The sequence below is a fragment of the Paenibacillus sp. FSL F4-0236 genome (assembly GCF_038000135.1).
Classification (GTDB): Bacteria; Bacillota; Bacilli; order Paenibacillales; family Paenibacillaceae; genus Paenibacillus_AQ.
Genome location: NZ_JBBOBK010000001.1, coordinates 1,463,516 through 1,483,706, shown reverse-complemented (window position 1 = coordinate 1,483,706; position 20,191 = coordinate 1,463,516). Strand labels below are relative to the sequence as shown.

Below are 20,191 nucleotides of genomic sequence, written 5' to 3'. Positions count from 1 at the left end.
ATTCTAACCTATTGGAGGAATAATTGTATGCCTAATATCAGTGTTATTTCTATTAACATAGCAGATATGACTGTTGCCATTGATTTCTATTGTAATAAATTAGGATTCGAAATCTCCACCCAATATGATGATTGCCTTATTAGCTTGAAGCACGAACCTATCCCGATTGTACTCTGTCAAGTGGAGCTCAATACTCAAGTTCAGTATCCAAGAGAATCACAAGTTGTAATTGGACTCCAAGTCGAGGACCTAGTCGCTTCTATTCAGCAATATAAGCTGCTTGGTATCAAAGTGCTATACGATGAACCTCGCGAGTGTCCTCCAGGCATCTATAGCGCCATTGTAGATCCGTTTGGCAATGTAATTGAACTGTTGGAATATAGATAATTAGTATAAACCGTTACTAGCATTTTCGAGTAGCAGTTTCTCTCATTGCTATGAGACATCGATCAATACATGGGAGCCAGTTCCATCTCCGATACGTGAATTGTGATTCGATACGTGAATTGTGATTTGATACTGCTTCAAAGTAACGATGATTTCACAAAACGGTTCGAAATCTCCAAGTAAAAAGCAAATCAAAGTCGCAATATGGTTGTTAGCTCTTCTTCAATAATTTCGCCGCTGTCACGGAAACCGAAGCTTTCATAGAGCCTTTTAGCGGGCAAGTTATCAGCCTTATAAGAAATCCAACAATATTGTGCGGGGCCAGCCGGTAAAGTGCGGATAAATTCTAAAATTCTTGTCATGGCTTCTCGGCCGTACCCCTGATTCTGGTATCGTTTATCAATCATTAGTCGCAGGATACAATAGCTATCATTTACAAAGGATGGCACTTCATATCCAGTAATACCATAAGTCATCATCACAAAACCAACCGGCTCTTCATCCGCGTAAATCGCAAACGGAAATGGATGACCACCATTGGTTACAAGGACATAACACGAAGCCATGCTTGATAAATTGGACGCTACGAAGCGACGTTGATCGTCTGAAACCTCCAAATTGAAAATAGTACGTCGGTTTTCTAGTGTGATCTTTCTGAGAGTAATCATGCTGGGCTTCTCCCTTCATATCTAAATTATTGAGTTTGGATATTATATCATCATTTTCCATGTTTTGTAGCGAGAGTCTGCCCACTAGCTAAAAAAGGCTACCGTTCAATCGGTAGCCAGGATGAAGTACTTATGTCTTTTATTTTCCTAGAAATCCACCTTCAGACTTTATTACTTGCCCCGTAATCCACTGCGAATCATCACTCGCTAAGAAACTAATGCCTCTAGCTGCATCTTCTGGCAAACCGATTCTTCCCATTGGAAACATAGGTAAAAAATGAGTTTTCATCTCATCCGTTATCCACCCGGAATCCGTAGGACCCGGATCAAAACCATTGACTGTGATATGAAGCGGAGCTAAACCAACAGAAAGAGGTTCAATTAATCCAATTAATGCACCCTTTGTCAATATATAAGCCAGATTATCAGGGTCAGGCCCTTTAGAAACCATAAAAATAATTCTACCTGGAGTCCCCTTTGAATGATTCTTTTCGAATCTTCTGGCAAATTCAGTACTGAGTAAAACCGTGCCACGATTGTTCACTACATAGTGTTGATCTAACGAAGTGATGCTCAGGTTCTGATAATTCGTGGGCACGCAATAAGCTGCATTGTTAATCAAAATGGAAGCATTTCCTAAAGTTTGTTCTACCTGATCCATAATCTTTATTGAGATTTCAGGATTGGAAAAATCTGCTTCCATGTGACTCGCCATGACTCCCAAGCTTTTCAGTTCTGCACAAAGTTGCTCCGGCCATTCCTTTTCTCCACCATTCCCTTCCGTTTCATCAAAAGGATGCCAATGCGTAAAGAAAATATCTGCCCCCTGGCTTGCAAGTGAACGGCATATGGCTGTTCCGATTCCTGTGGATCTGCTTGCTCCAGTAACGATTGCTATTTTATTTTTCAATGAGTTCATCTATACCATCTCCGATCATAAATTAGAAGGATAGATAGGTAGAGATCCATAGACATAAGCAGATTCAGCATCACTAATCTATAAGGGAGATAGTGTACCGTCTTATTAATTATGTGAATTAGTGTAGGAACAGTTACTGTTCTATCCTTTAACAATAGTAGCTGAAATTCTGCTTCAAACATAGATAAACTTTCCAAAACTATTAATGAATTTACATCGCTTGTAAGTCAGCCCTTCAGCTTCGTTCCTCTACAAGTTCTAACGCCCTGTTCTTCTCATCAAACTTACTGTTATGTGAGGAGACCTGCGCTCTTGTTGACGCATCCGGCTCGATATACAACTTGGCGCTGTTCACGGCTAACGCTGCATCCGTAAAAGCTCCGGCAATAAGATAAAGCTTGCTGCCGTAATTTGCCGTATCTCCAGCCACGAACACTCCCGGAAGATTGGTTGCCAGCTTCTCGTCCGCATTAAAATTCCAATCCTCTCTCACTAACCCCCAATCTACAATAGGGCCTAAATCCCCGCGTAGCCCATGATTAATTAGGACGGCATCCACCGCAAGACGCTCCTGTTCTGTTTCATCCGTCCATTCCCCGTCCGCATTTAATGGAGCGATTGAAACAGCATCAAGGCGATTGCCATTCCCATATAAATCCTTAATGGCATATGGCGTAAGAACTTGAACGCTCGATGCCTTCATCCGCCTCACATTCCGTTCCATACCACTGAATCGTTCCCGCCTGTGCACGAGCGTAACCGATGAAGCGATTCCTACTAGTTCATTAGCCCAATCGACAGCTGAATCACCGCCTCCGGAGATTAGCACTCTTTTACCGCGAAAGCTTGCCACATCCGTAACGTTATAATGGAGATTATCCTTTTCGTAATTTTCCGCTCCGGGCAGGTTAAGCTTAGCAAGCTTTAGCGCACCATGGCCTATGGCCAAAATCAGCGTCCGGCTCCAATGCTGCTCTCCGGTCGCAGATGTTATACGCATCGTGCCATCAACCAATCTCTCCAACCCGGTAATTTGTTGACCCAGTACAATGGTCGGATCAAAAGTTTGAGCTTGCTGGATCATGTGCTTTGTCAGCTGCGCTGCGCGAACGGGGGCCATGCCGCCGACATCCCAGACGATCTTCTCCGGATACATTAATGTCCTTCCTCCGAGTTCCTCTCTCGCCTCAATCAGTTTCGTCTTCATGTCGCGCATTCCACTGTAAAAGGCAGCATACAACCCCGCCGGTCCTCCACCGATTATAGTTACGTCAAAAAGCTCCAATTTCTGACCCATTCTTTGCCTCCCTCTGTTCTCATCCTCTTGAAAGAAGATCTAAATCTTCTTGCGCTTAAACAGCAGATACATGAAAAAAGGAGCTCCAATGCCTGCTGTGAACACGCCTGCCGGAACATCTAGCGGTTGAAAAAGCATTCTTCCTGCCAAATCCGCCAACAGTAAAATGATTGCACCTATTAACGCGGATACCGGGATGATCAGCTTGTAAGAATTTCCAACAAGCATTCTGGAGATATGCGGTGCCATCAATCCGATGAACGATATCGTCCCGGCTACGCCAACTGCAGCACCGGCAAGTGCAACGCTATAAAATAAGAGAATCATCCGGCTTAGCTGAAGCCTGCTTCCAAGCCCGCGAGCGACATCCTCACCTAAGGATTGCACATTTAATTCCTTCGCGAGCAGTAGCGATAAAGGAATGAATACCGCTACCCACGGCCACAGCACTTCAATATAACTCCAATTGGTGCCGTAGATGCTTCCCGTCATCCAATTCAGCACTTGTGCGGCCAAATAAGCCGGCCCGCTAATTAGCAGAAACGTAGTGAGCGCGCCCATTGCGGTAGAAATGCCAATGCCGATCAGCACCAGCCGAAACGGCGACACGCCTTTTTTCCAAGCAAATACATAATTAATAGTTGTCGCAACCAACGCGCCGCCAATGGCTATGAACGGTACCCAGTGGATACTGTAGCCGGTCACGAAAGTCATGAAAGCAACTACAGCTACCGATGCCCCTCCGGTTACACCCAGCAGATCGGGCGAAGCGAGAGGATTGCGGATGACGCCCTGTAATAGCGCACCCGCTACTGCCAATGCTGCGCCAATGAGTATAGCGGCTACTATTCGAGGCAAACGGAACTGCATAATGATCAGGTTACTGGCTTCTGCGTTTCGCCCCGTAAGAGAAGCAAGTACCTCTTTTAATGGTACGCTAACTCCCCCAACGGATAAACTAAGGAGCGACAAGGCGGCAACGATACAAGTTAAACCGAAAAACAACAAGAACGAATGCTTCGCTATACGCGCTTTAAGCATGCTGTTTCCTCCTAGCCACATGGATCAGAAAGGGAACGCCGATAATCGCCGTTGCGACACCAACCGGAACTTCTCTGGATTCCAGAATAAAGCGCGATGCTAAATCCGCAGTCACCAAAAGAATTGCCCCAACTAATGCGGTATAAGGAAGCAGCCATCTAAAATCATGCCCAACGATGTATCTGCATAAGTGAGGGACAATAAGTCCTATGAAAGCAATCGGACCAGCTACTGCTACCGAGCTTCCCGCCAATAGTACAATTGCCGTAGCAGACAGCACGCGGACCAGCGTTAGACGCTGTCCCAAGCTCTTCGCGCTATCGTCTCCAATCGCCATAATATTTAACGAGCCCGAGAGTAATAGTGAGATCGTCATTCCTATTGCCATATAAGGCAGAACCATCAATAAATGCTCCAGATTTCTTCCTTCTACAGAGCCGATCATCCAGAATAGGGCAGATTCCAACGACTGCTTATTAATTAGAATAATGCCGGATGTAATAGAGGAAGCGAAAGCTGCCATACAAGCGCCGGCCAAGGTCAGCTTTACCGGCTCGAAACCGCCTCCTTGCAATCCAAGCGTATAGACAACCGCCGATGTTGCGACCGCACCTGCGAAAGCAAGCCAGACCATGCCGCTCATCGTTAACGAGGAACCGAATACGAGTAGCCCGATGACAATAAATAGCACAGCGCCCGCATTTACACCGAAGACAGAGGGTGAAGCCAGCGGATTTCTTGTCAGAACCTGCATAATTGCCCCGGCTACTGCTAAACTTGCCCCCACCAGTGCCGCAATCAGGGTTCGGGGAACACGAACCTTCGTCAGAATAAGATGTTCGTTCGAACCGTTGAATTGACTGTAAGCCAGCCATAGATCTTTTAAGCTGAATTGATGAAGACCGTACAATACACTGCATAACATACTAATTAGAAGCAGAATCGCGCCGACAACGAGGCCGGCGAGCTTTCGCTTGCTTAGGAAAGAACCATTCACGTCTGCACCGAGCCTCCTATTCATTGGCAGTCTTAACAACTAAACTGCCGGAATCGTCAACAAGCTGACGCGAATACAGCGCCAGCTTGTTGATTCGATCCGCCTTTATTATTTCACATCAAAGTATTTAACGAGTTCGTCCAGCAACAGATTGGCTGCTTCATATCCGCCTGCTGAGTTCCAGATCGCTTCATCGACTTGAATCACCTTGTTGTTCTTTGAAACGCTCAAATTTTGGAACAACGGATCTTTTTTCCATTCCTCCACGACCTTCGATGCATCGTCCTTGCCCGGAGTCTCAGACACAAAATAGAAAAGCACATCACCATCCATGCTAGGAATCGTCTCTTTGGTCATAACTTCGATAAAGGAGTCTTTATCCTGCGACTCAGGCCGTGCAATTCCTAATTGGCTCAAGAGCACGCCGGAGAACGTTTGCTTCTGATAAATACGCACTTGTTTCGCGGAGAAGCGCACCACCGACACTTTCGTGTCTGCTTTGCTACCGAGCTTCGCCTTGACTTCCGCAACTCGTTTATCGAAGTCCGCCATCGCCTGCGCTCCTTCTTCCTGCTTGTTTAAAGCTTCGGAGTAGAGCTTGAAATTAATCTTCCAATCTCCTGCCAGGTCATCGGAGAATATCGTCGGAGCTATCTGCTTTAATTGATCGTAGATTTTCTCTTGTCTGACCTTATTACCGATAATCAGATCCGGCTTGAGGCTCGCGATCAATTCAATATTCGGCTGAAGCTCGTCTCCCACAACCGTAACGCCTTCCATGTCTTTCTTGATATGGTCGTACCAAGGGTCACCAATCCAAGACTGAACGGCTCCGACCGGTTTGATGTCCAGTGCCAAAAGTGCCTCTGTTCCTTCATTGGTCAATATGACAACACGTTCAGGGGCGCCGGTAAGCGTTTCTTCCCCCATCGCATGCTTAATCACTCTTGTGTCATTACTTACATCCGTCGACGGACTCGCAGCTGGACTTGCGGAAGTTGCAACATTATTAGTAGAAGTGCTGTTGCTTGTCGGTGTGACATTCGTTCCCCCTGTCGAGCATGCACTCAAAAAGAGAACGAAACAAAATAATAAGGTTGCTGCCATTGTTGTTCTTGACTTACGATACATCGGTATTTCCCCTTCTCTTTTATATTGATAATGATTCTCAAACTCATTACCAATATAACGTTGCTGCCTTCTAGCAACAATGGGAGATCTGAACACGAAGGATGGATTATTTCGACGCTGCTCCTGTTGCAACGCTGCTTCTTTAAAGCTGGTGGGAGAAACACCCTCGTATTTCTTGAAGATACGGCTGAAATAATAGCTGTCGGTATAGCCTACACTCTCGGCAATTTCCTTCAGCGTGAAATCTGTGGATAGAAGCAACTGCTTCGCTTTGCTCATCCGCAATTGAATCAAATAATCGATCGGGCTCGTTCTCACTTGCTTCTTAAAGGCGTGCAGTAGCTGTCTGGAGCTGCAACTAAGGTGTTCAAGCAGCGTCTCTAGGGTTATCGGCTCCCGATAGCGTTCATGAATATAACGAACCGCTTGGGCCACTAAGTCAGGCTTAACGGCTATGATATTCTGGCGTTCCATCTGCTCTAAAATTTCATAAACCATTTGATAAAATATCGCTTTAACTTGAAGCTTATTGAGTAGATCTGAACGATGCCACTCCTTGCTCATGGAGATGACATGATGGAAAACGGAAATCGGATAATGGGGCTTAAATACATATTGCATTTGAAACGGATTGTGCTTCTCCATCAGCTTGATCGTTTCTTGACGGGATGGTAGTGCTAGTACCGCTTTATACAAAATAATATAGTATTCCAGCAGCTCATCTGCCGTAATATCAAGGTAGAGACCCTTGCCCCCATGGAGCAAGGAAAACCGGCTGATGCGGTGTGCTATGCCGTCCAGTTGGAGATGTGCGCTACCTCTAGTCACATATAAGAAGACGCTTGAGGGCATTCTGTACGCATGCAGCTCCTCGCCTTGTTCCATTCTTGTATGTCGTATATCTATGATCTTGATGAATGCCTGATTCCATAGCAAAGCTTGATCATTCAATGTCACCGTCTTGCGCTCCCCCTTCTCTATCACTCCATGTTGAGAGATTTATACCCCCATCATATATGATAATGATTATCATTTACAATGATATTCGCAGAACTATTTTCCAGCAGTGTTACTGACAATGGAACGTAAAAAAGACGAGCAACAATTGATTCGTTTGCTCGTCTTTCTATCAAATTTAATAAATGTTTTATTTCCTCCCCATAGCTGATGTGTGTTGAAGGATTTTCGACACACATTCATCTAAGGAAAACTTGTCTGTCTCTACGATCACATCCGGGCTAACGGGCTCCTCATATGGAGAATCAATACCCGTAAAATGCTTGATTTGTCCGGCTCTTGCTTGTTTATATAGACCTTTCGGATCTCTCTCCTCACATACTTCCAAAGGACATTGAACATAAACTTCATTGTAGCAATCCCCTATGAGAGAACGGACCTTATCGCGTGTAGAGCGGTAGGGAGAGATCGAGGCAACGATTACATTCAGGTTCGCATCAAGCAGAATCTTACCAATCTCACCAATTCTTCTACCAACTTCCAATCGATCCTCTTCGCTAAATTGAAGATCCTGATTAATACCTCTCCTCAATGTATCACCGTCCAGAATGTAGCAATTCTCAATGTGATTTTTCAGTTCCTCTGCAAGCGTAGATTTACCTGAACCCGATAGTCCAGTTAGCCAGATCATTTGATTCATAGATACGTACCTCTTCCTGCTTGATTCTATTGTTAAAATACTTTGTATGGTTATTCTAGCTTAAACACAATTTCAGTACCTGTCCCATCCTTCTTTAAGGGTGAACTAAATTCCCTGAACTCTAATTTAATACCGGAGATATCGTCGGGGAGTGGCGGAGATACTACGTAGTTATAAGCTGCATGTCCTGATGAACTTCCGCCATTCGTCATTCTACTGTCATACGCTTCTCCTATATACAGCTCAAAATGGTTAAGTTTATTGGCATATAATTCAGAGGTAATATCCCAATCTATACTAAGCGTGACAACACTTGCATTACTGTATTGTCGTATAGAGGTCAGTGTATAGAAGAACTCATCTGCCTCAATAGATTGTAGAACAGCAATATGTTTTCTAAAACCCGTTGGCTCGACCATCGGCTTAAAATGATCTTCACTAAATAATGTCCCAAATACCGATTTCAAAAAATCCTCGTAGAGTTCAAACCTCGCCGCCCAATCTGAAATATACTCAAAGGGTGGGAATCCTGGATTATTATCCGAGCGTTCCTTACGTTGTTTTATCAATGCACAAATCTGCTCATCGATATCAGTTATTCTTTGATCGTAATGCTCGGTTGGGCGTATAAACTGCATCCGTTTCATCTTAGTCCTCCTTATTGCAATTCTTTTCATTCATATGCTCATTAGACTAGCGTTACTTCAACAAACTATTTTATACATTTAAACACGAGAAAAAGTGGGATTCTCATCCTTCTCTTATACTCGCCTTCACTATCAAAAAACTGAGGATTTGGTTTACATTCACTAATATCCTCTATTTTAAATCCTACATTTTTCAGTGACTGAAAATACTCTTCAAAAGTTCTGTGGTGCTTAACTACACTTTCTCCAATCCAAGGCTCCATTCTCTTACCCATTTCAAAATAGTTATCGACGATCCAGTCCGACTTTCTTTCTGAAGTTGTTGCACTTTTCATGGATGATGTTAGAACCGGATGCTGTACACTAAAAATAAACTGACCATTAGGGATAAGCGCACTACGGATACTATCAAAGATTGGTTCTAGGTCTTGTAAATAATGAATAGCTAACCGAGAGATTACCAAATCATAGTTCTCTTTTGGGTAATTCCAACTCTCCATAGTAGCATGGTGAATCTCACTTTTAGATGTATTTAACAGTTCTTTTGCCGCTTTGACCATATTACTTGAACCTTCCACACCTTCGTAAAAGTTACATCCCTGCTCAAGCAACTCATATCCGAACTTAGCATCCCCGCATCCTAAATCGAGCACCTTTTTCCCAAGTACATCGCCCATAAGATCATATATAACCGGCTTTTCAATAATGTTATTTGGGCTATCCGCTCTGTTTCTTCTCAATAAATAGTTATAGAAAAAATCTTCATTGTCATACACCGATGACCCTTTGTAATCCAACAGAATACCTCCTTGCTGTAAGAAAATTCTTTTGGGTAATTTTAGCATTTAAAACAACCTTATACTACCGATAATTTCATTTAGCTCTTAAACCTATCATTAAAAAAAACACACCAAAGAGTCTCTCTGAGGTGTCCAATTCTTAGTGTTTGATTGGCAACGTATAGTATCCAAAAGCAAGATCAAGTAAAGCACTCGCTTCTTGGCGAAGCAAAGGATTTTTAGAACGAAAATCGACAGACCCGTCATCATTCACTTTTGTATCAGGATCTACAATGCCTTGTGACACTAATGCTATGATCGAATCAGTGGCCCATGAGTCTGTGTCACCTTTAAGCGTAATTTCTGAAGCTTGCTTAGCTTGTTTTAGATTTTGAATCATAACGGCTGCTACTTGTCTTGTGATGACAGCATTACGATCAAAACCAGGGATTCCTTTTTTCGTTAATTCTTTATTCCCCTCAATTAAATGAGGAAATCCGTACCATCCATGGGCAAGAATTAGAGCATCCATAAACTCACCTTGCGTCATCGTTCCCTGTGGTTCGAAATTGTTGCCAGATTTAGCACTTATCACATCAAGCGAATACAGGTTGTCGATGTAAGATTTATAAACGCTCTCCTCAGATACATCAGCGAATGCTGGCTTCGTGTGAACCTTACGAGCATCTGAAACAAAGTCTGGGCTATTAGGATTCGTATAATAAAAGTATTCGATCTGATCTTTATGATCTTTTTTAAAGGCCAATTTGTTACCTAATTCATCTTCGAACAATAGCGGATTAATCATTCGTAACGTATGTGTACCGCTTGTTCCAGTCTCCATAATTAGATTGCCATCTGCATAGGTGAAGTTCGATTTCAAGAAATAGAATCTGGTGTTCAAATAAGTTCCAGTATATTTAGTAGCTTCTGATGCAGGCAATGGGAGATACGTTGGCGCCTCTGGTGCTTTCTTTTCAGGAAAATAGTGATCCATCAAGGCTTCATAAATATCTAAGCTCATCATTGTGTCATTGTTATAAGACATGTAGAAAGCGGTATTCTCCTCAGGCAATAATACGATCAGTGATTGATGACCAGGCATATTTCCACCTTTGAGAACCACATGATAGCCATTCATCAGATCATTACGATACCCTTCAAATCCTCCAACCGTCGTCATCGGAAGCGATTCATTCGCAAATACAGAGTAGGTTTGCATCATCTTCGTGGTTTCTTTACTAATGATTTGCTTCCCATTCACACTACCTTGTTGTTGAAACAGAGTTAAATATTTAGCCATATCTTCTCCTGTGGAAAGGATGCTGCCCTGTGGCCCATCGGTAGGCGCATGCCCAAAGGTTGGATGAGGTTTACCATCTAGTCCATAATGCGTGGCCATTCTAGCTAAAAGCTCTGGGGTAAATCGAGCACTAGTAGAGTTCATTCCTAACGGTTTGAACACATGGTTCTCCATATACTTATAAAACGGGGTACCACTTACGTTCTCAATCGCATAGCCCGCAAGTAAAAAGGCAAAATTATCATAGGTATACGCTTCACCCGGCGTCCGAACGACAGTCGGCATATACTCCGTCATAAACTTTTTCATGGGGATGTCCTGATCTACATATTCCGGTGCAACAAAGTTAGCTTTATCCGGGTAATCAAAGCCCGTTGTGTAAGATAACATATTTCTTAAGGTTAACGGAGTTTCCGTTTCATTTGGTACTTTCATTCCGCCAAGATACGCATTGATATCGTGATCAAGATTCATCTTTCCTTGTTCCACTAGCTGCAAAGTTGCTAAAGCGGTAAATGTCTTCGACACGGATGCGATCTGAAAGACGGTATTCTTATCAACAAGTGTTTTCTTTTCTTTGTCCGCATATCCGTACCCTTTATTCACGAGCACCTTTCCGTCTTTAACCACTACAAAATTGGATCCGTTCACATTGTATTCCTTCATTTTCTGCGCAAATATAGGGTCCGCGAAAGCCTCGATTTCTTTTCCATTAAAAGATCCTTTCGAACTTGTTGCGTTAGTGGAGACTGGAGCTGAACATGCTGTAAATACAGTTGTTGATAATAGTAGTGCGATGACGCTGAGCCTGCGTGTCTTTTTCTTCATAATCCATTCTCCTCAATTTGGTTATTTGTGATTAGTGAACCTGTTCTGAGTATCACAAACAGATTGTCATTCTAGCTAGAAACGTTCTGTCACCAATTAGCTTTGTTACATGTCATATGACATAACGGTTTAATCAAAAAAAAGACACCAACAAGGAGTCAGTGTCTTTCATTTCGTATATTAGTCTAGAAGAGCTTATAACCATCTCGAAAAATTTTTATGAGTTACTTTGATCTGATTTCGTTCGGCCCAAGCTTTTAACTGTTTCATTATTTCATCTTCATCTTTTTGTGACAGAAAATTAAAGCATAATTTATAAGGAACAAATTTATTCACTTTAGGTCTAATCCCAACTACAGGACTAAAATATCCTTTTATATATATGTCATTAATCCGCTCTGCTTCTATTCCTAGATCTTCTATTAATATAGATTCCGGTTGAATCTGAATTTCAACAACTCTTCTGATCGTAAATATCCTGTAGACTAAAACAATTGCAACAATGAAACACAAAATAGCCTGACCATAAAGTAAACAAGAAAGCACTAAGTTGTCACTACTTGTATAGCGATAGTTTAGATTATAAATTTGAAATAATTGAATCCCCATTAGCAGACTGATATACACCAGAAGTGGTATTAACGACGGACGCCTCACTCTATAAACCTCTGTATTATCCATGTGCCCCTCCTTTTCTCACGTCCATATAGATTACCATATGTTATAAAAAATGGATATTGCACATTTCTTCACTTTACTGGAATCTCAATCACCTTATTATATGCTTTCAAATAATGCAATCCTTCTATTAGTAATGACTCAGGCTCACTTTGTGTATCAAATAATAAAGTTCGTTCTTTCATTAGTTTACCATCCGTTTGTTTTACCTCTTTTTGATTAATCGTTGTTTTTAAAGTTGTACTCCCGTTGTTCGTTTCAATAGACACACCATCCAGCATTACATCATCATCCGTAGCAATCGTTATTTCGATACCTTTAGAGGTTTTGGATACATCCTTTAACCATAGTTCTTTATCACCCAGCATTAATGGCTTGTCACTTCTCGCAGTCAGGAGATACTTTTCATCTATCGTCTGATACCCAGCAAATTCTTTAACGACTAGCTGCATGGAATGTAGCTCCTTAGGCAATGTGTCGAAGCGAATATCAAATGTTCTTCCACCTAATGAGGTTTGATTACCACTACCCAGGATCTCAACAGGTGTTCCATCGACAATTAATTGTATCCCATGTAATCCAAGCTTCACTCGATCAAAATTATCGACATCCAGCTTCCCTTTTACTACAGTCATCGTTGGTGTAGCTGTGATTGATTTGAAGGTAATCGTACCTTTGTCGACTTTAATCTTTTTATTGATCGATTGTTTAATCTGAGTTTCCATGGCCTCATTAGGGTTATAAGGGAACGCAACTGTTCCTTCGCTCATCTGGCCGTTCTCTACTAGCTGCTGCCAAAAGTGTAACGTTAGTTTTTTTGAAAATGGATTTACGCTGTCAAACGACATCTGACCTTTAATCTCCGTATGACCTTCATTGATTAACGCAGTCCCACTTACTACGTTTGAATCGGTTAAAAAACCACTTATTTTTGAGGGTCTAAAAGCGTCTACAGACATATCCTCTAGTCCATTTGGGTTAGTTAAGGTGTAATACATAATGAATTGATTGGCGTCCGCCATAATTCCGTTAATGGTAAGAGTTGTTCCGTCTAGTAACGTAGTTTTCTTGTTGATGTTTTGGCCCAACCCTTTTTCATTTAGCTGTTGTAAAGTTGTGCCATTAAGCAATTCATCAAAGCCAAAAAGCTGTTTGCCATAATAAGCAAAAGCATTGTAGTTTTGTCCAGAGATCACTGTCACCAATAAAACAACCGCCGCAACCTTCCAAATCGGTGCTATTCTTTTCGTTCTTTTTGCGGGAGCCGAATTCAAAGCCTTTCTTAATCTCATTTCTAAATCTTCAGGTGCGGTAATGGATGCTATGCGCGTCTTCTCATCAGCTAATTGTTGCTCGACATTATTGTTCATCAACATCACCTCTGTACTGATTTTTGAGCGTTTGTAATCCATGGTAAATTCTTGATTTAACCGTTCCTATCGGAACCTTCGTAATGTCAGCTATCGTTTGATAATCGAGATCATGAAAATACTTTAATTGAATCGCTTCTCTTTGATGTTCATTTACTAGTAACAACAAGGTCTCCATATCCATTTGCTGCTCACTTCTGCGATAAGGATCATTACTACTCACTACTTGGCCTATTTCCCTATCGTCAACCTTACTCCAATCCTCTAACAGCACCAGCTTGCCGCGCTTATGAAGTAGTCGTTTACAGCCATTCACCAAAATCGTCTTACTCCAGCTATAAAATGCTTCCTCTTTCTTTAGTTGACCGATCTTTTCATAAAGTGTGACGATCATTTCCTCCATGGCATCCATGGCATCATGCGCATTCCCCATATAGCTGAACGCTAGCCTATAATAAACGTCTTTTTCAGACATGATTAAGTGGAGCAATGCTTCTTTATTCCCCTTTTTGGCTTTTTTCACCCAACGAGCAACATCCATGCCTTCACCTCTCTCCCCTATAAGAGTTAGGAGTAACTTAAAAAGTTCATTTCCCATAAAAATAATTTTTTATATACTATGTATGGTTTCATTCACCTAAATGTAATATTAAGGAAAATAAGTCTCTTCTATACCCCAATCTAGTTGATTTTAAACACTTCAAGTAATAGAATGAACTAATCTAAAAGAAAAGGATGGGCATAAGAGATGCCGTTTAAAGAACCTCGTACACTCAGTAAAAGATCCCTATTATTTTTCTCTCTCATTATGCTAGTTAAAAGTTATTTTGCTTGGTATTTTCTCTTTGAAGACGGGCCTACGTGGACCACATGGCTTAAAGAAATCCCTTTTGTGCTTCTAGTCTTTTGCTTGATTGAATGGTTCGCAACGAAACGAAAAATTGCCATCTACATGCTGGTCAATGTGTTGATCACTACACTATTTTTCTCACTCATTGTATATCATAATCATTTTGGCATTATTGCTACTTCACAAGTATTAGATCAGGTCAAGCAAGTTGGAGCCGTTAAGAAAAGTATTTTCTCGGTCATGCGTCCGCAATATATGCTTATTTTTGTGGATATCATTGTCATTGGTTTGGTCATGTTGAGAAAACAGAAGGCACTTAATTGGAAAAAAGCCATGTCGCGTAAAAGTAACCGGAAAGCGGTTGCGATCTTATTCTGTGTTTCCATCGTCATTTGCGCAATGAATATTTTTCCTAACCGAGCCAGTATGAACGAAACCGTTAAAGCCGAGCAAATGGGCATTCTCAATTATGAAGCTTACTCTCTATTAGCCAATCAAGAAGAAGAACAAATCGACGTCGCTAAGATTACACAAGCAGCGATTAACGAGACCAAAGGAATTCAAGCAACCTCAAATCCGGTTCAATTTGGAGCCGCCAAAGGAAAGAACCTGGTCATTCTTCAGATGGAGTCTTTCCAGAACTTCTTAATCAATCTAAAGATTGATGGAGTAGAAATTACGCCGAATATGAATAAGCTTGCGGCTAGCAGTTATTACTTTCCGCGTTTCTACCAGCAGGTTGGACAAGGAAATACTTCTGACGCCGAATTCATTGTAAATACTTCTTTCTATGTTCCACCTGATGGTCCAGCCACTCAAATGTATGCGCCAAAAGAGCTTCCAAGCTTACCTAAGCTGCTTCAAGCGCAAGGTTATGATACGGCAACATTCCATACCAATGAAGTCGACTTTTGGAACCGTGGCGAGCTTTATACTGCCTTAGGATTTAATCGATATTACGATAAGGAATATTATGGTGAAGAGGACACGGTATTTTATGGAGCTTCTGATGAGGTGTTGTATGAGAAAACAGCTGCAGAGCTAGCAAGGATGGATCAGAAGGATCAGCCATTCTACTCCCATGTTATTTCGATGTCAGCGCATAATCCGTTCTCGATCCCTGAGGATAAATACAAAATGGCCCTTCCAGAACGATTCGAAGGAACATTAGTCGGGGATTATATTCGTGCTCAAAATTATGCTGACTATGCACTTGGACTTTTTATTGATGAGCTCAAACAAAATGGGGTATGGGATAACAGCTTGATTGCATTGTACGGAGATCACCGCGGACTTCCTATCTTCTCTCTAAAAGAGGACGATCACGTCTTATTACAGGAAATCCTTGGTCATGAATATACGGAACGCGAATTAATTAATATTCCGTTGATCCTATCAGCGACGGGGATTACAACGCCAAGTGTAAAAGAACAGTTGGGCGGTCAAGTGGATATTTTGCCTACTGTATCTAATTTATTGGGTATTTCTCTTGCGGATCATATTCATTTCGGACAAGATTTATTGAATCAATCGACTTATAACCTACTTCCTCAGCGCTATTATTTGCCAACAGGATCGTTCGTAAATAATGAAGAGCTCTTCCTATCTGGCAGTGGCTTCGAGGATGGTCAGCATTATACCTTATCTGGCGATGGTAACCACACGCAACAAACGACCGAGGATGAGTTCGATCGTGCTTTAGAGCTTCTCCATCTATCAGATAGTTATGTAACACAGTTACCGGATAGAGTAATTGAGGAAAAATAAGCTTATATATGTATCAAAAACACTGCACTCACCAAATCGGCGAATGCAGTGTTTTTCTATAGTCATTTACTTATTCTTTTACGACCAGTTTTAGAGGTGCGGCAATCAGCTTCTCAACCGTCTTGCCATCTAATACGTCTTTCGCTGCTTGAATCGCTAACTGCCCAATTAATGCAGGCTGCTGAGCAACGGTTCCTGTGAGTTTACCCGCCTCAATGGATTTAAGTGCATCTTCATTTCCATCAAAACCGATGACAGGAATATTCTTACCTGAACTCTGAATCGCTTCTATAGCACCAAGAGCCATTTCATCATTATGAGCGAAAACCGCTTGTACATCTGGATTTCCTTGGAGAAGGTTCTCCATAACGGTCAACCCTTTCGTACGGTCAAAATCAGCAGTTTGCTTCGCAATCACCTCAAGCTGCGTGTCGGCAATTTCATGGAATCCTTTCCCGCGTTCACGGGTAGCTGATGCTCCCGGTGATCCTTCTAGTTCTATAACCTTTGCACCTTTTCCAAGCTGCTCTACAATATATTCAGCTGCCATTGATCCACCTTTTACATTATCAGAGGCAACAAGGGCTTTAATGTCTCCCTTATCTGCAGAACGGTCCAAAGTAACGACTGGAATATCTAGACTGTTAGCTGTCTGAACAACCGTCGAGATCGCTGAAGAGTCTACTGGATTGATTAACAGCGCATTTACACCTTTTTGCATTAAATCTTCAACGTCATTACTTTGCTTGGCCGAATCATTCTGCGCATCGATAACGAGAACCTCCATACCAAGCTTCTTAGCTTCTGCCAAAACTCCATCTTTAACAGATACAAAGAACGGATTGTTCAAGGTAGAAATGGATAGTCCAATCTTCATATCCCCTGGGCCTCCGCCGCTGTTCGGCTTTGCCCACTCTGGAGGCTCTAAGGAACAGCCCGTCATAAGAATCAAGAGTAAGGAAGTAATAATTAATGTGAGCTTTTTCATGTGGAATCCCCCTTATACGGCTTTCTTACGGTCTATGAGTACAGCAATCGCAATAACGATCCCTTTAACTACCATTTGGTAAAATGATGATACGCCGAGCAAGTTCAAGCCATTGTTCAGAATCCCGATAATAAGAGCACCAATTAATGTGCCTACGATACGTCCACGGCCACCTGTTAAGCTCGTCCCCCCTAATACTACTGCCGCGATCGCATCCAACTCATAAGATGTACCTGCTGTTGGTTGCGCTGAGTTCAACCTAGAGGTCAAGATGGCACCAGCCAATGCTGATAACATACCGGTTAAGGAATAGATCATTATTTTGATGCGGTCTACTTTGATCCCTGAAATAATGGAAGCTTTCTCATTACCCCCAATAGCATACGTTTTACGGCCAAATGGAGTTTTATGCAGTACAATCCACAACACAGCGAATACGATAATCATCGTGATAGCAGGTACAGGTATTCCTAGTAAATATCCACGACCAAACAATTGGAACGTCATGCTGTCACCAAGACCTGTGATCGGATTACCGTCCGTGTATACAAGCGTTAATCCGCGGAAAATAGTCATGGTCGCGAGTGTAGCAATAAAAGGCGCCATTCTGCCTTTCGTAATCATCAGTCCGTTGACCATCCCCATCAGTCCACCCGCTAAACAACCCACAACAATAGCTAAGATTGGATCCCAGCCTGACAACATCAAGTTGGCTGTGAAGGCACTGGATAAAGCTAGAATAGACCCTACTGATAAATCGATACCACCCGTTAGAATAACAAAGGTCATTCCAAAAGCGATAAGCGCATTAATTGCGACTTGTCTAAGCAAGTTCAGTATATTAAGGGGTTCCATAAAGCTTGGATTCAGCACGGTTACGATAATAATTAGAATGATTAGCCCTAGTAATGGCCCTAATTTCTGCGTGATTTGCCCAATTTGGAAACCTTTCTTTACACTCTCATCTTTGATAGTAGTCATTACTATTGCCCCCCTGTAGCTAACGTCATGATTTTTTCTTGCGTAGCTTCTTGTTGTGAAAGTTCTCCACTGATTTCCCCTTCATGAACAACTACGATGCGGTCACTCATCCCTAAGACTTCAGGAAGTTCTGAGGATACCATAATAATGGCGACACCTCGTTCAGTTAATTCGTTCATAAGCTGATAAATTTCCCGTTTTGCCCCAACATCGACGCCGCGTGTAGGCTCATCAAGGATAAGAACACTGAGGCCAATACCAATCCATTTGGCGATAACTACTTTTTGTTGATTACCCCCAGATAAATTCCGGACCAAAGTGGATGATGATTGTGTCTTAATGTGTAGCCGTTTAATAAGCATGTCCACGAATTCTTGTTCCTTCTTAGCATTGATTACACCTTTAGGGGCAAAGTCGTATAAATTCGTCAGTACCATATTATCTCGAATAGAGAAATCTAGGATTAACCCCTCATCTTTGCGGTCTTCTGTAACAAAGCCGATTCCAGCTTGCATAGCGTCATTGGGATTCCGAATGGTAATCTTCTGTCCCTTCACCCAAATCTCACCTTGGTCTAATGATTCTAATCCGAATAAGGTTCTCATCATCTCTGTACGTCCAGATCCCATTAATCCAGAGAATCCTATGATTTCGCCAGCTCGCACAGAGAAATTAGCATTTTTAAATTGCCCTTTCTTTGAAGCATTCTTAACTTCAAGAACCACTTCTCCGGGTTTAGAAGTACGCTCAGGGAACCGGTCCGTTAATTCACGACCTACCATCTTCCGAACTACATCGTCAAAATTAGTTTCAGGAATGGGCTTCGTGTCTACGGTTTTCCCGTCTCGCATAACGGTGATTCGATCACATATCGTAAAAATCTCTTCCATCCGATGCGAAATGTAGACGATAGAGACGCCTTCTTTCTTTAACGAGGCAATGACTTCAAATAGTTTCTGTATTTCTCTCTCGGTTAATGCAGCGGTAGGTTCGTCCATAACAATAACTTTCGCATGAGTCATAAGCGCTTTAGCGATCTCAATCATCTGTTTTTCACCTACTGAACATTCCCCCGCCTCTTGGTTCAAAGGAATGGTCACAGAGAGCTTAGCAAACTGTTCATTTGCTAACGCTTTCATCTCTTTCCTATTTAACAGGCCGAATTTGGATGTTCGTTCCTTGCCAATGAACAGATTATCCAGAACCGTCATATCTGGCCATACATTTAGCTCCTGATGGATAAATGCGATTCCATATTGTTCTGCCTCTTTGGGATTCGTAAAGTATTTCTCCTGATCATCTATACGAATGGTACCTTGGTCACGTTGGTGCAGACCGATCAGAATATTCATCAGCGTAGACTTACCTGCGCCATTCTCACCCATCAGGGCATGAACTTCACCATCCTTAAGTTCAAAATTCACACCGGTCAATACACGGTTAGCGCCAAAAGACTTATGAATATCTTTCATCGTAATGTGCATACACTTAGAACCCCCTTTTTATCCAAAATAGACCCCAGCTTGTAGAATACAGTTTGCATACGGCTTAGCTTCACCCGTGCGAATAATAACCTTAGCCTGCATCGTCAGCTGCTTAAATTGCTCATGTGAATACGCTTCTATCGGTATTTCCTTAAATTTATTATTCAAGTATTGAGAGGTGACTTTATTATCAGTCTCTAATTCCTCTGCAACGATCACCTTTTCGATGACCATATCCTCTGAAATGATATCAACGATATCTTGGAAGCTAGGAACCCCTAGTTTAACCGCCAAATCAATCTTCGGAACACCTGGTGGAACTGGAAGCCCCACATCTGCGATGACAATTGTATCAGTGTGGCCTAAGTCAGTAAGCACTTTGGAAATATGACTGTTTAATATCCCTTGTTTCTTCATAA

At 42.1% G+C, this 20,191-nt stretch carries 19 protein-coding genes; 2 read left to right on the top strand and 17 right to left on the bottom strand.

Annotated features, from left to right (window positions below; all coding sequences use genetic code 11):
- The first annotated feature begins 27 nt into the window (after nt 1-27).
- The gene (locus tag NSQ29_RS06755) at nt 28-387 is read left to right on the top strand and encodes a VOC family protein (RefSeq protein ID WP_042189812.1); all 360 of its coding nucleotides are present in this window, start codon (nt 28-30) and stop codon (nt 385-387) included.
- 191 nt (nt 388-578) lie between these two features.
- Here the strand turns inward: NSQ29_RS06755 and NSQ29_RS06750 are convergent, their stop codons facing one another.
- The 13 genes from NSQ29_RS06750 to NSQ29_RS06690 form a co-directional block, all read right to left on the bottom strand.
- Entirely contained in the window at nt 579-1,055 is a 477-nt protein-coding gene (locus NSQ29_RS06750; protein WP_341124628.1) for a GNAT family N-acetyltransferase, read from the bottom strand.
- Between the two features lie 139 nt (nt 1,056-1,194).
- Nucleotides 1,195-1,974, bottom strand: coding sequence for an SDR family oxidoreductase (locus NSQ29_RS06745; RefSeq protein WP_341124627.1), 780 nt, complete (start codon nt 1,972-1,974; stop codon nt 1,195-1,197).
- Between the two features lie 235 nt (nt 1,975-2,209).
- A complete protein-coding gene (locus NSQ29_RS06740; protein ID WP_341124626.1) occupies nt 2,210-3,271 on the bottom strand; it encodes an NAD(P)/FAD-dependent oxidoreductase in 1,062 nt (353 codons plus the stop codon).
- Nucleotides 3,272-3,310: 39 nt separating this feature from the next.
- Nucleotides 3,311-4,312 carry a FecCD family ABC transporter permease gene (locus NSQ29_RS06735; RefSeq protein WP_341124625.1) on the bottom strand — a complete coding sequence of 334 codons (1,002 nt, stop codon included), beginning with the start codon at nt 4,310-4,312 and terminating at the stop codon, nt 3,311-3,313.
- The gene (locus NSQ29_RS06730) at nt 4,305-5,333 is read right to left on the bottom strand and encodes a FecCD family ABC transporter permease (protein ID WP_445739156.1); all 1,029 of its coding nucleotides are present in this window, start codon (nt 5,331-5,333) and stop codon (nt 4,305-4,307) included. Before NSQ29_RS06730 ends, NSQ29_RS06735 begins: the two co-directional genes overlap by 8 nt.
- Before the next feature lie 84 nt (nt 5,334-5,417).
- Entirely contained in the window at nt 5,418-7,424 is a 2,007-nt protein-coding gene (locus NSQ29_RS06725) for an AraC family transcriptional regulator (protein WP_341124623.1), read from the bottom strand.
- Nucleotides 7,425-7,587: 163 nt separating this feature from the next.
- Nucleotides 7,588-8,127, bottom strand: a complete 540-nt coding sequence (gene cysC, locus NSQ29_RS06720; protein ID WP_341126738.1) for an adenylyl-sulfate kinase — start codon at nt 8,125-8,127, stop codon at nt 7,588-7,590.
- A 20-nt stretch (nt 8,128-8,147) separates the two neighbouring features.
- On the bottom strand, nt 8,148-8,744 hold the full coding sequence (locus NSQ29_RS06715; protein WP_341124622.1) for a hypothetical protein: 597 nt from the start codon (nt 8,742-8,744) through the stop codon (nt 8,148-8,150).
- Between the two features lie 65 nt (nt 8,745-8,809).
- A complete protein-coding gene (locus tag NSQ29_RS06710) occupies nt 8,810-9,541 on the bottom strand; it encodes a class I SAM-dependent methyltransferase (protein WP_341124621.1) in 732 nt (243 codons plus the stop codon).
- A 142-nt stretch (nt 9,542-9,683) separates the two neighbouring features.
- Nucleotides 9,684-11,654 (bottom strand): serine hydrolase, encoded by a 1,971-nt coding sequence (locus NSQ29_RS06705; RefSeq protein ID WP_341124620.1) that lies wholly within the window; start codon nt 11,652-11,654, stop codon nt 9,684-9,686.
- Between the two features lie 195 nt (nt 11,655-11,849).
- Complete coding sequence (locus NSQ29_RS06700) at nt 11,850-12,335, bottom strand: hypothetical protein (protein WP_076120707.1); 486 nt, start codon at nt 12,333-12,335, stop codon at nt 11,850-11,852.
- Between the two features lie 68 nt (nt 12,336-12,403).
- Nucleotides 12,404-13,744, bottom strand: coding sequence for a DUF4179 domain-containing protein (locus tag NSQ29_RS06695; protein ID WP_341124619.1), 1,341 nt, complete (start codon nt 13,742-13,744; stop codon nt 12,404-12,406).
- Entirely contained in the window at nt 13,692-14,243 is a 552-nt protein-coding gene (locus NSQ29_RS06690) for a sigma-70 family RNA polymerase sigma factor (protein ID WP_341124618.1), read from the bottom strand. The genes NSQ29_RS06695 and NSQ29_RS06690 overlap by 53 nt, the downstream gene beginning before the upstream one ends.
- Nucleotides 14,244-14,510: 267 nt before the next feature.
- On the opposite strand from NSQ29_RS06690, the gene NSQ29_RS06685 reads away from it, so the two are divergent.
- The gene (locus NSQ29_RS06685; RefSeq protein WP_341124617.1) at nt 14,511-16,319 is read left to right on the top strand and encodes an LTA synthase family protein; all 1,809 of its coding nucleotides are present in this window, start codon (nt 14,511-14,513) and stop codon (nt 16,317-16,319) included.
- Nucleotides 16,320-16,389: 70 nt separating this feature from the next.
- On the opposite strand, the gene rbsB is transcribed toward NSQ29_RS06685, so the two are convergent.
- The 4 genes from rbsB to rbsD are packed head-to-tail and all read right to left on the bottom strand — an operon-like array spanning nt 16,390 to nt 20,189.
- Nucleotides 16,390-17,307 carry a ribose ABC transporter substrate-binding protein RbsB gene (rbsB, locus tag NSQ29_RS06680; RefSeq protein WP_341124616.1) on the bottom strand — a complete coding sequence of 306 codons (918 nt, stop codon included), beginning with the start codon at nt 17,305-17,307 and terminating at the stop codon, nt 16,390-16,392.
- A gap of 12 nt (nt 17,308-17,319) precedes the next feature.
- Complete coding sequence (locus tag NSQ29_RS06675; RefSeq protein ID WP_042189841.1) at nt 17,320-18,288, bottom strand: ABC transporter permease subunit; 969 nt, start codon at nt 18,286-18,288, stop codon at nt 17,320-17,322.
- A gap of 2 nt (nt 18,289-18,290) precedes the next feature.
- Nucleotides 18,291-19,772 (bottom strand): sugar ABC transporter ATP-binding protein, encoded by a 1,482-nt coding sequence (locus tag NSQ29_RS06670; protein ID WP_339242449.1) that lies wholly within the window; start codon nt 19,770-19,772, stop codon nt 18,291-18,293.
- Between the two features lie 18 nt (nt 19,773-19,790).
- Nucleotides 19,791-20,189 (bottom strand): D-ribose pyranase, encoded by a 399-nt coding sequence (gene rbsD, locus NSQ29_RS06665; RefSeq protein ID WP_076286605.1) that lies wholly within the window; start codon nt 20,187-20,189, stop codon nt 19,791-19,793.
- Between the last annotated feature and the right edge of the window lie 2 nt (nt 20,190-20,191).

Excerpts from the sequence above, each read along its gene's own strand:
- NSQ29_RS06755 (WP_042189812.1), top strand. The coding sequence starts at position 28 with ATGCCTAATATCAGTGTTATTTCTATTAACATAGCAGATATGACTGTT.
- NSQ29_RS06750 (WP_341124628.1), bottom strand. The coding sequence starts at position 1,055 with ATGATTACTCTCAGAAAGATCACACTAGAAAACCGACGTACTATTTTC.
- NSQ29_RS06745 (WP_341124627.1), bottom strand. The coding sequence starts at position 1,974 with ATGAACTCATTGAAAAATAAAATAGCAATCGTTACTGGAGCAAGCAGA.
- NSQ29_RS06740 (WP_341124626.1), bottom strand. The coding sequence starts at position 3,271 with ATGGGTCAGAAATTGGAGCTTTTTGACGTAACTATAATCGGTGGAGGA.
- NSQ29_RS06735 (WP_341124625.1), bottom strand. The coding sequence starts at position 4,312 with ATGCTTAAAGCGCGTATAGCGAAGCATTCGTTCTTGTTGTTTTTCGGT.
- NSQ29_RS06730 (WP_445739156.1), bottom strand. The coding sequence starts at position 5,333 with ATGAATAGGAGGCTCGGTGCAGACGTGAATGGTTCTTTCCTAAGCAAG.
- NSQ29_RS06715 (WP_341124622.1), bottom strand. The coding sequence starts at position 8,744 with ATGAAACGGATGCAGTTTATACGCCCAACCGAGCATTACGATCAAAGA.
- NSQ29_RS06705 (WP_341124620.1), bottom strand. The coding sequence starts at position 11,654 with ATGAAGAAAAAGACACGCAGGCTCAGCGTCATCGCACTACTATTATCA.
- NSQ29_RS06700 (WP_076120707.1), bottom strand. The coding sequence starts at position 12,335 with ATGGATAATACAGAGGTTTATAGAGTGAGGCGTCCGTCGTTAATACCA.
- NSQ29_RS06695 (WP_341124619.1), bottom strand. The coding sequence starts at position 13,744 with ATGGATTACAAACGCTCAAAAATCAGTACAGAGGTGATGTTGATGAAC.
- NSQ29_RS06690 (WP_341124618.1), bottom strand. The coding sequence starts at position 14,243 with ATGGATGTTGCTCGTTGGGTGAAAAAAGCCAAAAAGGGGAATAAAGAA.
- NSQ29_RS06685 (WP_341124617.1), top strand. The coding sequence starts at position 14,511 with ATGCTAGTTAAAAGTTATTTTGCTTGGTATTTTCTCTTTGAAGACGGG.
- rbsB (WP_341124616.1), bottom strand. The coding sequence starts at position 17,307 with ATGAAAAAGCTCACATTAATTATTACTTCCTTACTCTTGATTCTTATG.
- NSQ29_RS06675 (WP_042189841.1), bottom strand. The coding sequence starts at position 18,288 with ATGACTACTATCAAAGATGAGAGTGTAAAGAAAGGTTTCCAAATTGGG.
- NSQ29_RS06670 (WP_339242449.1), bottom strand. The coding sequence starts at position 19,772 with ATGCACATTACGATGAAAGATATTCATAAGTCTTTTGGCGCTAACCGT.
- rbsD (WP_076286605.1), bottom strand. The coding sequence starts at position 20,189 with ATGAAGAAACAAGGGATATTAAACAGTCATATTTCCAAAGTGCTTACT.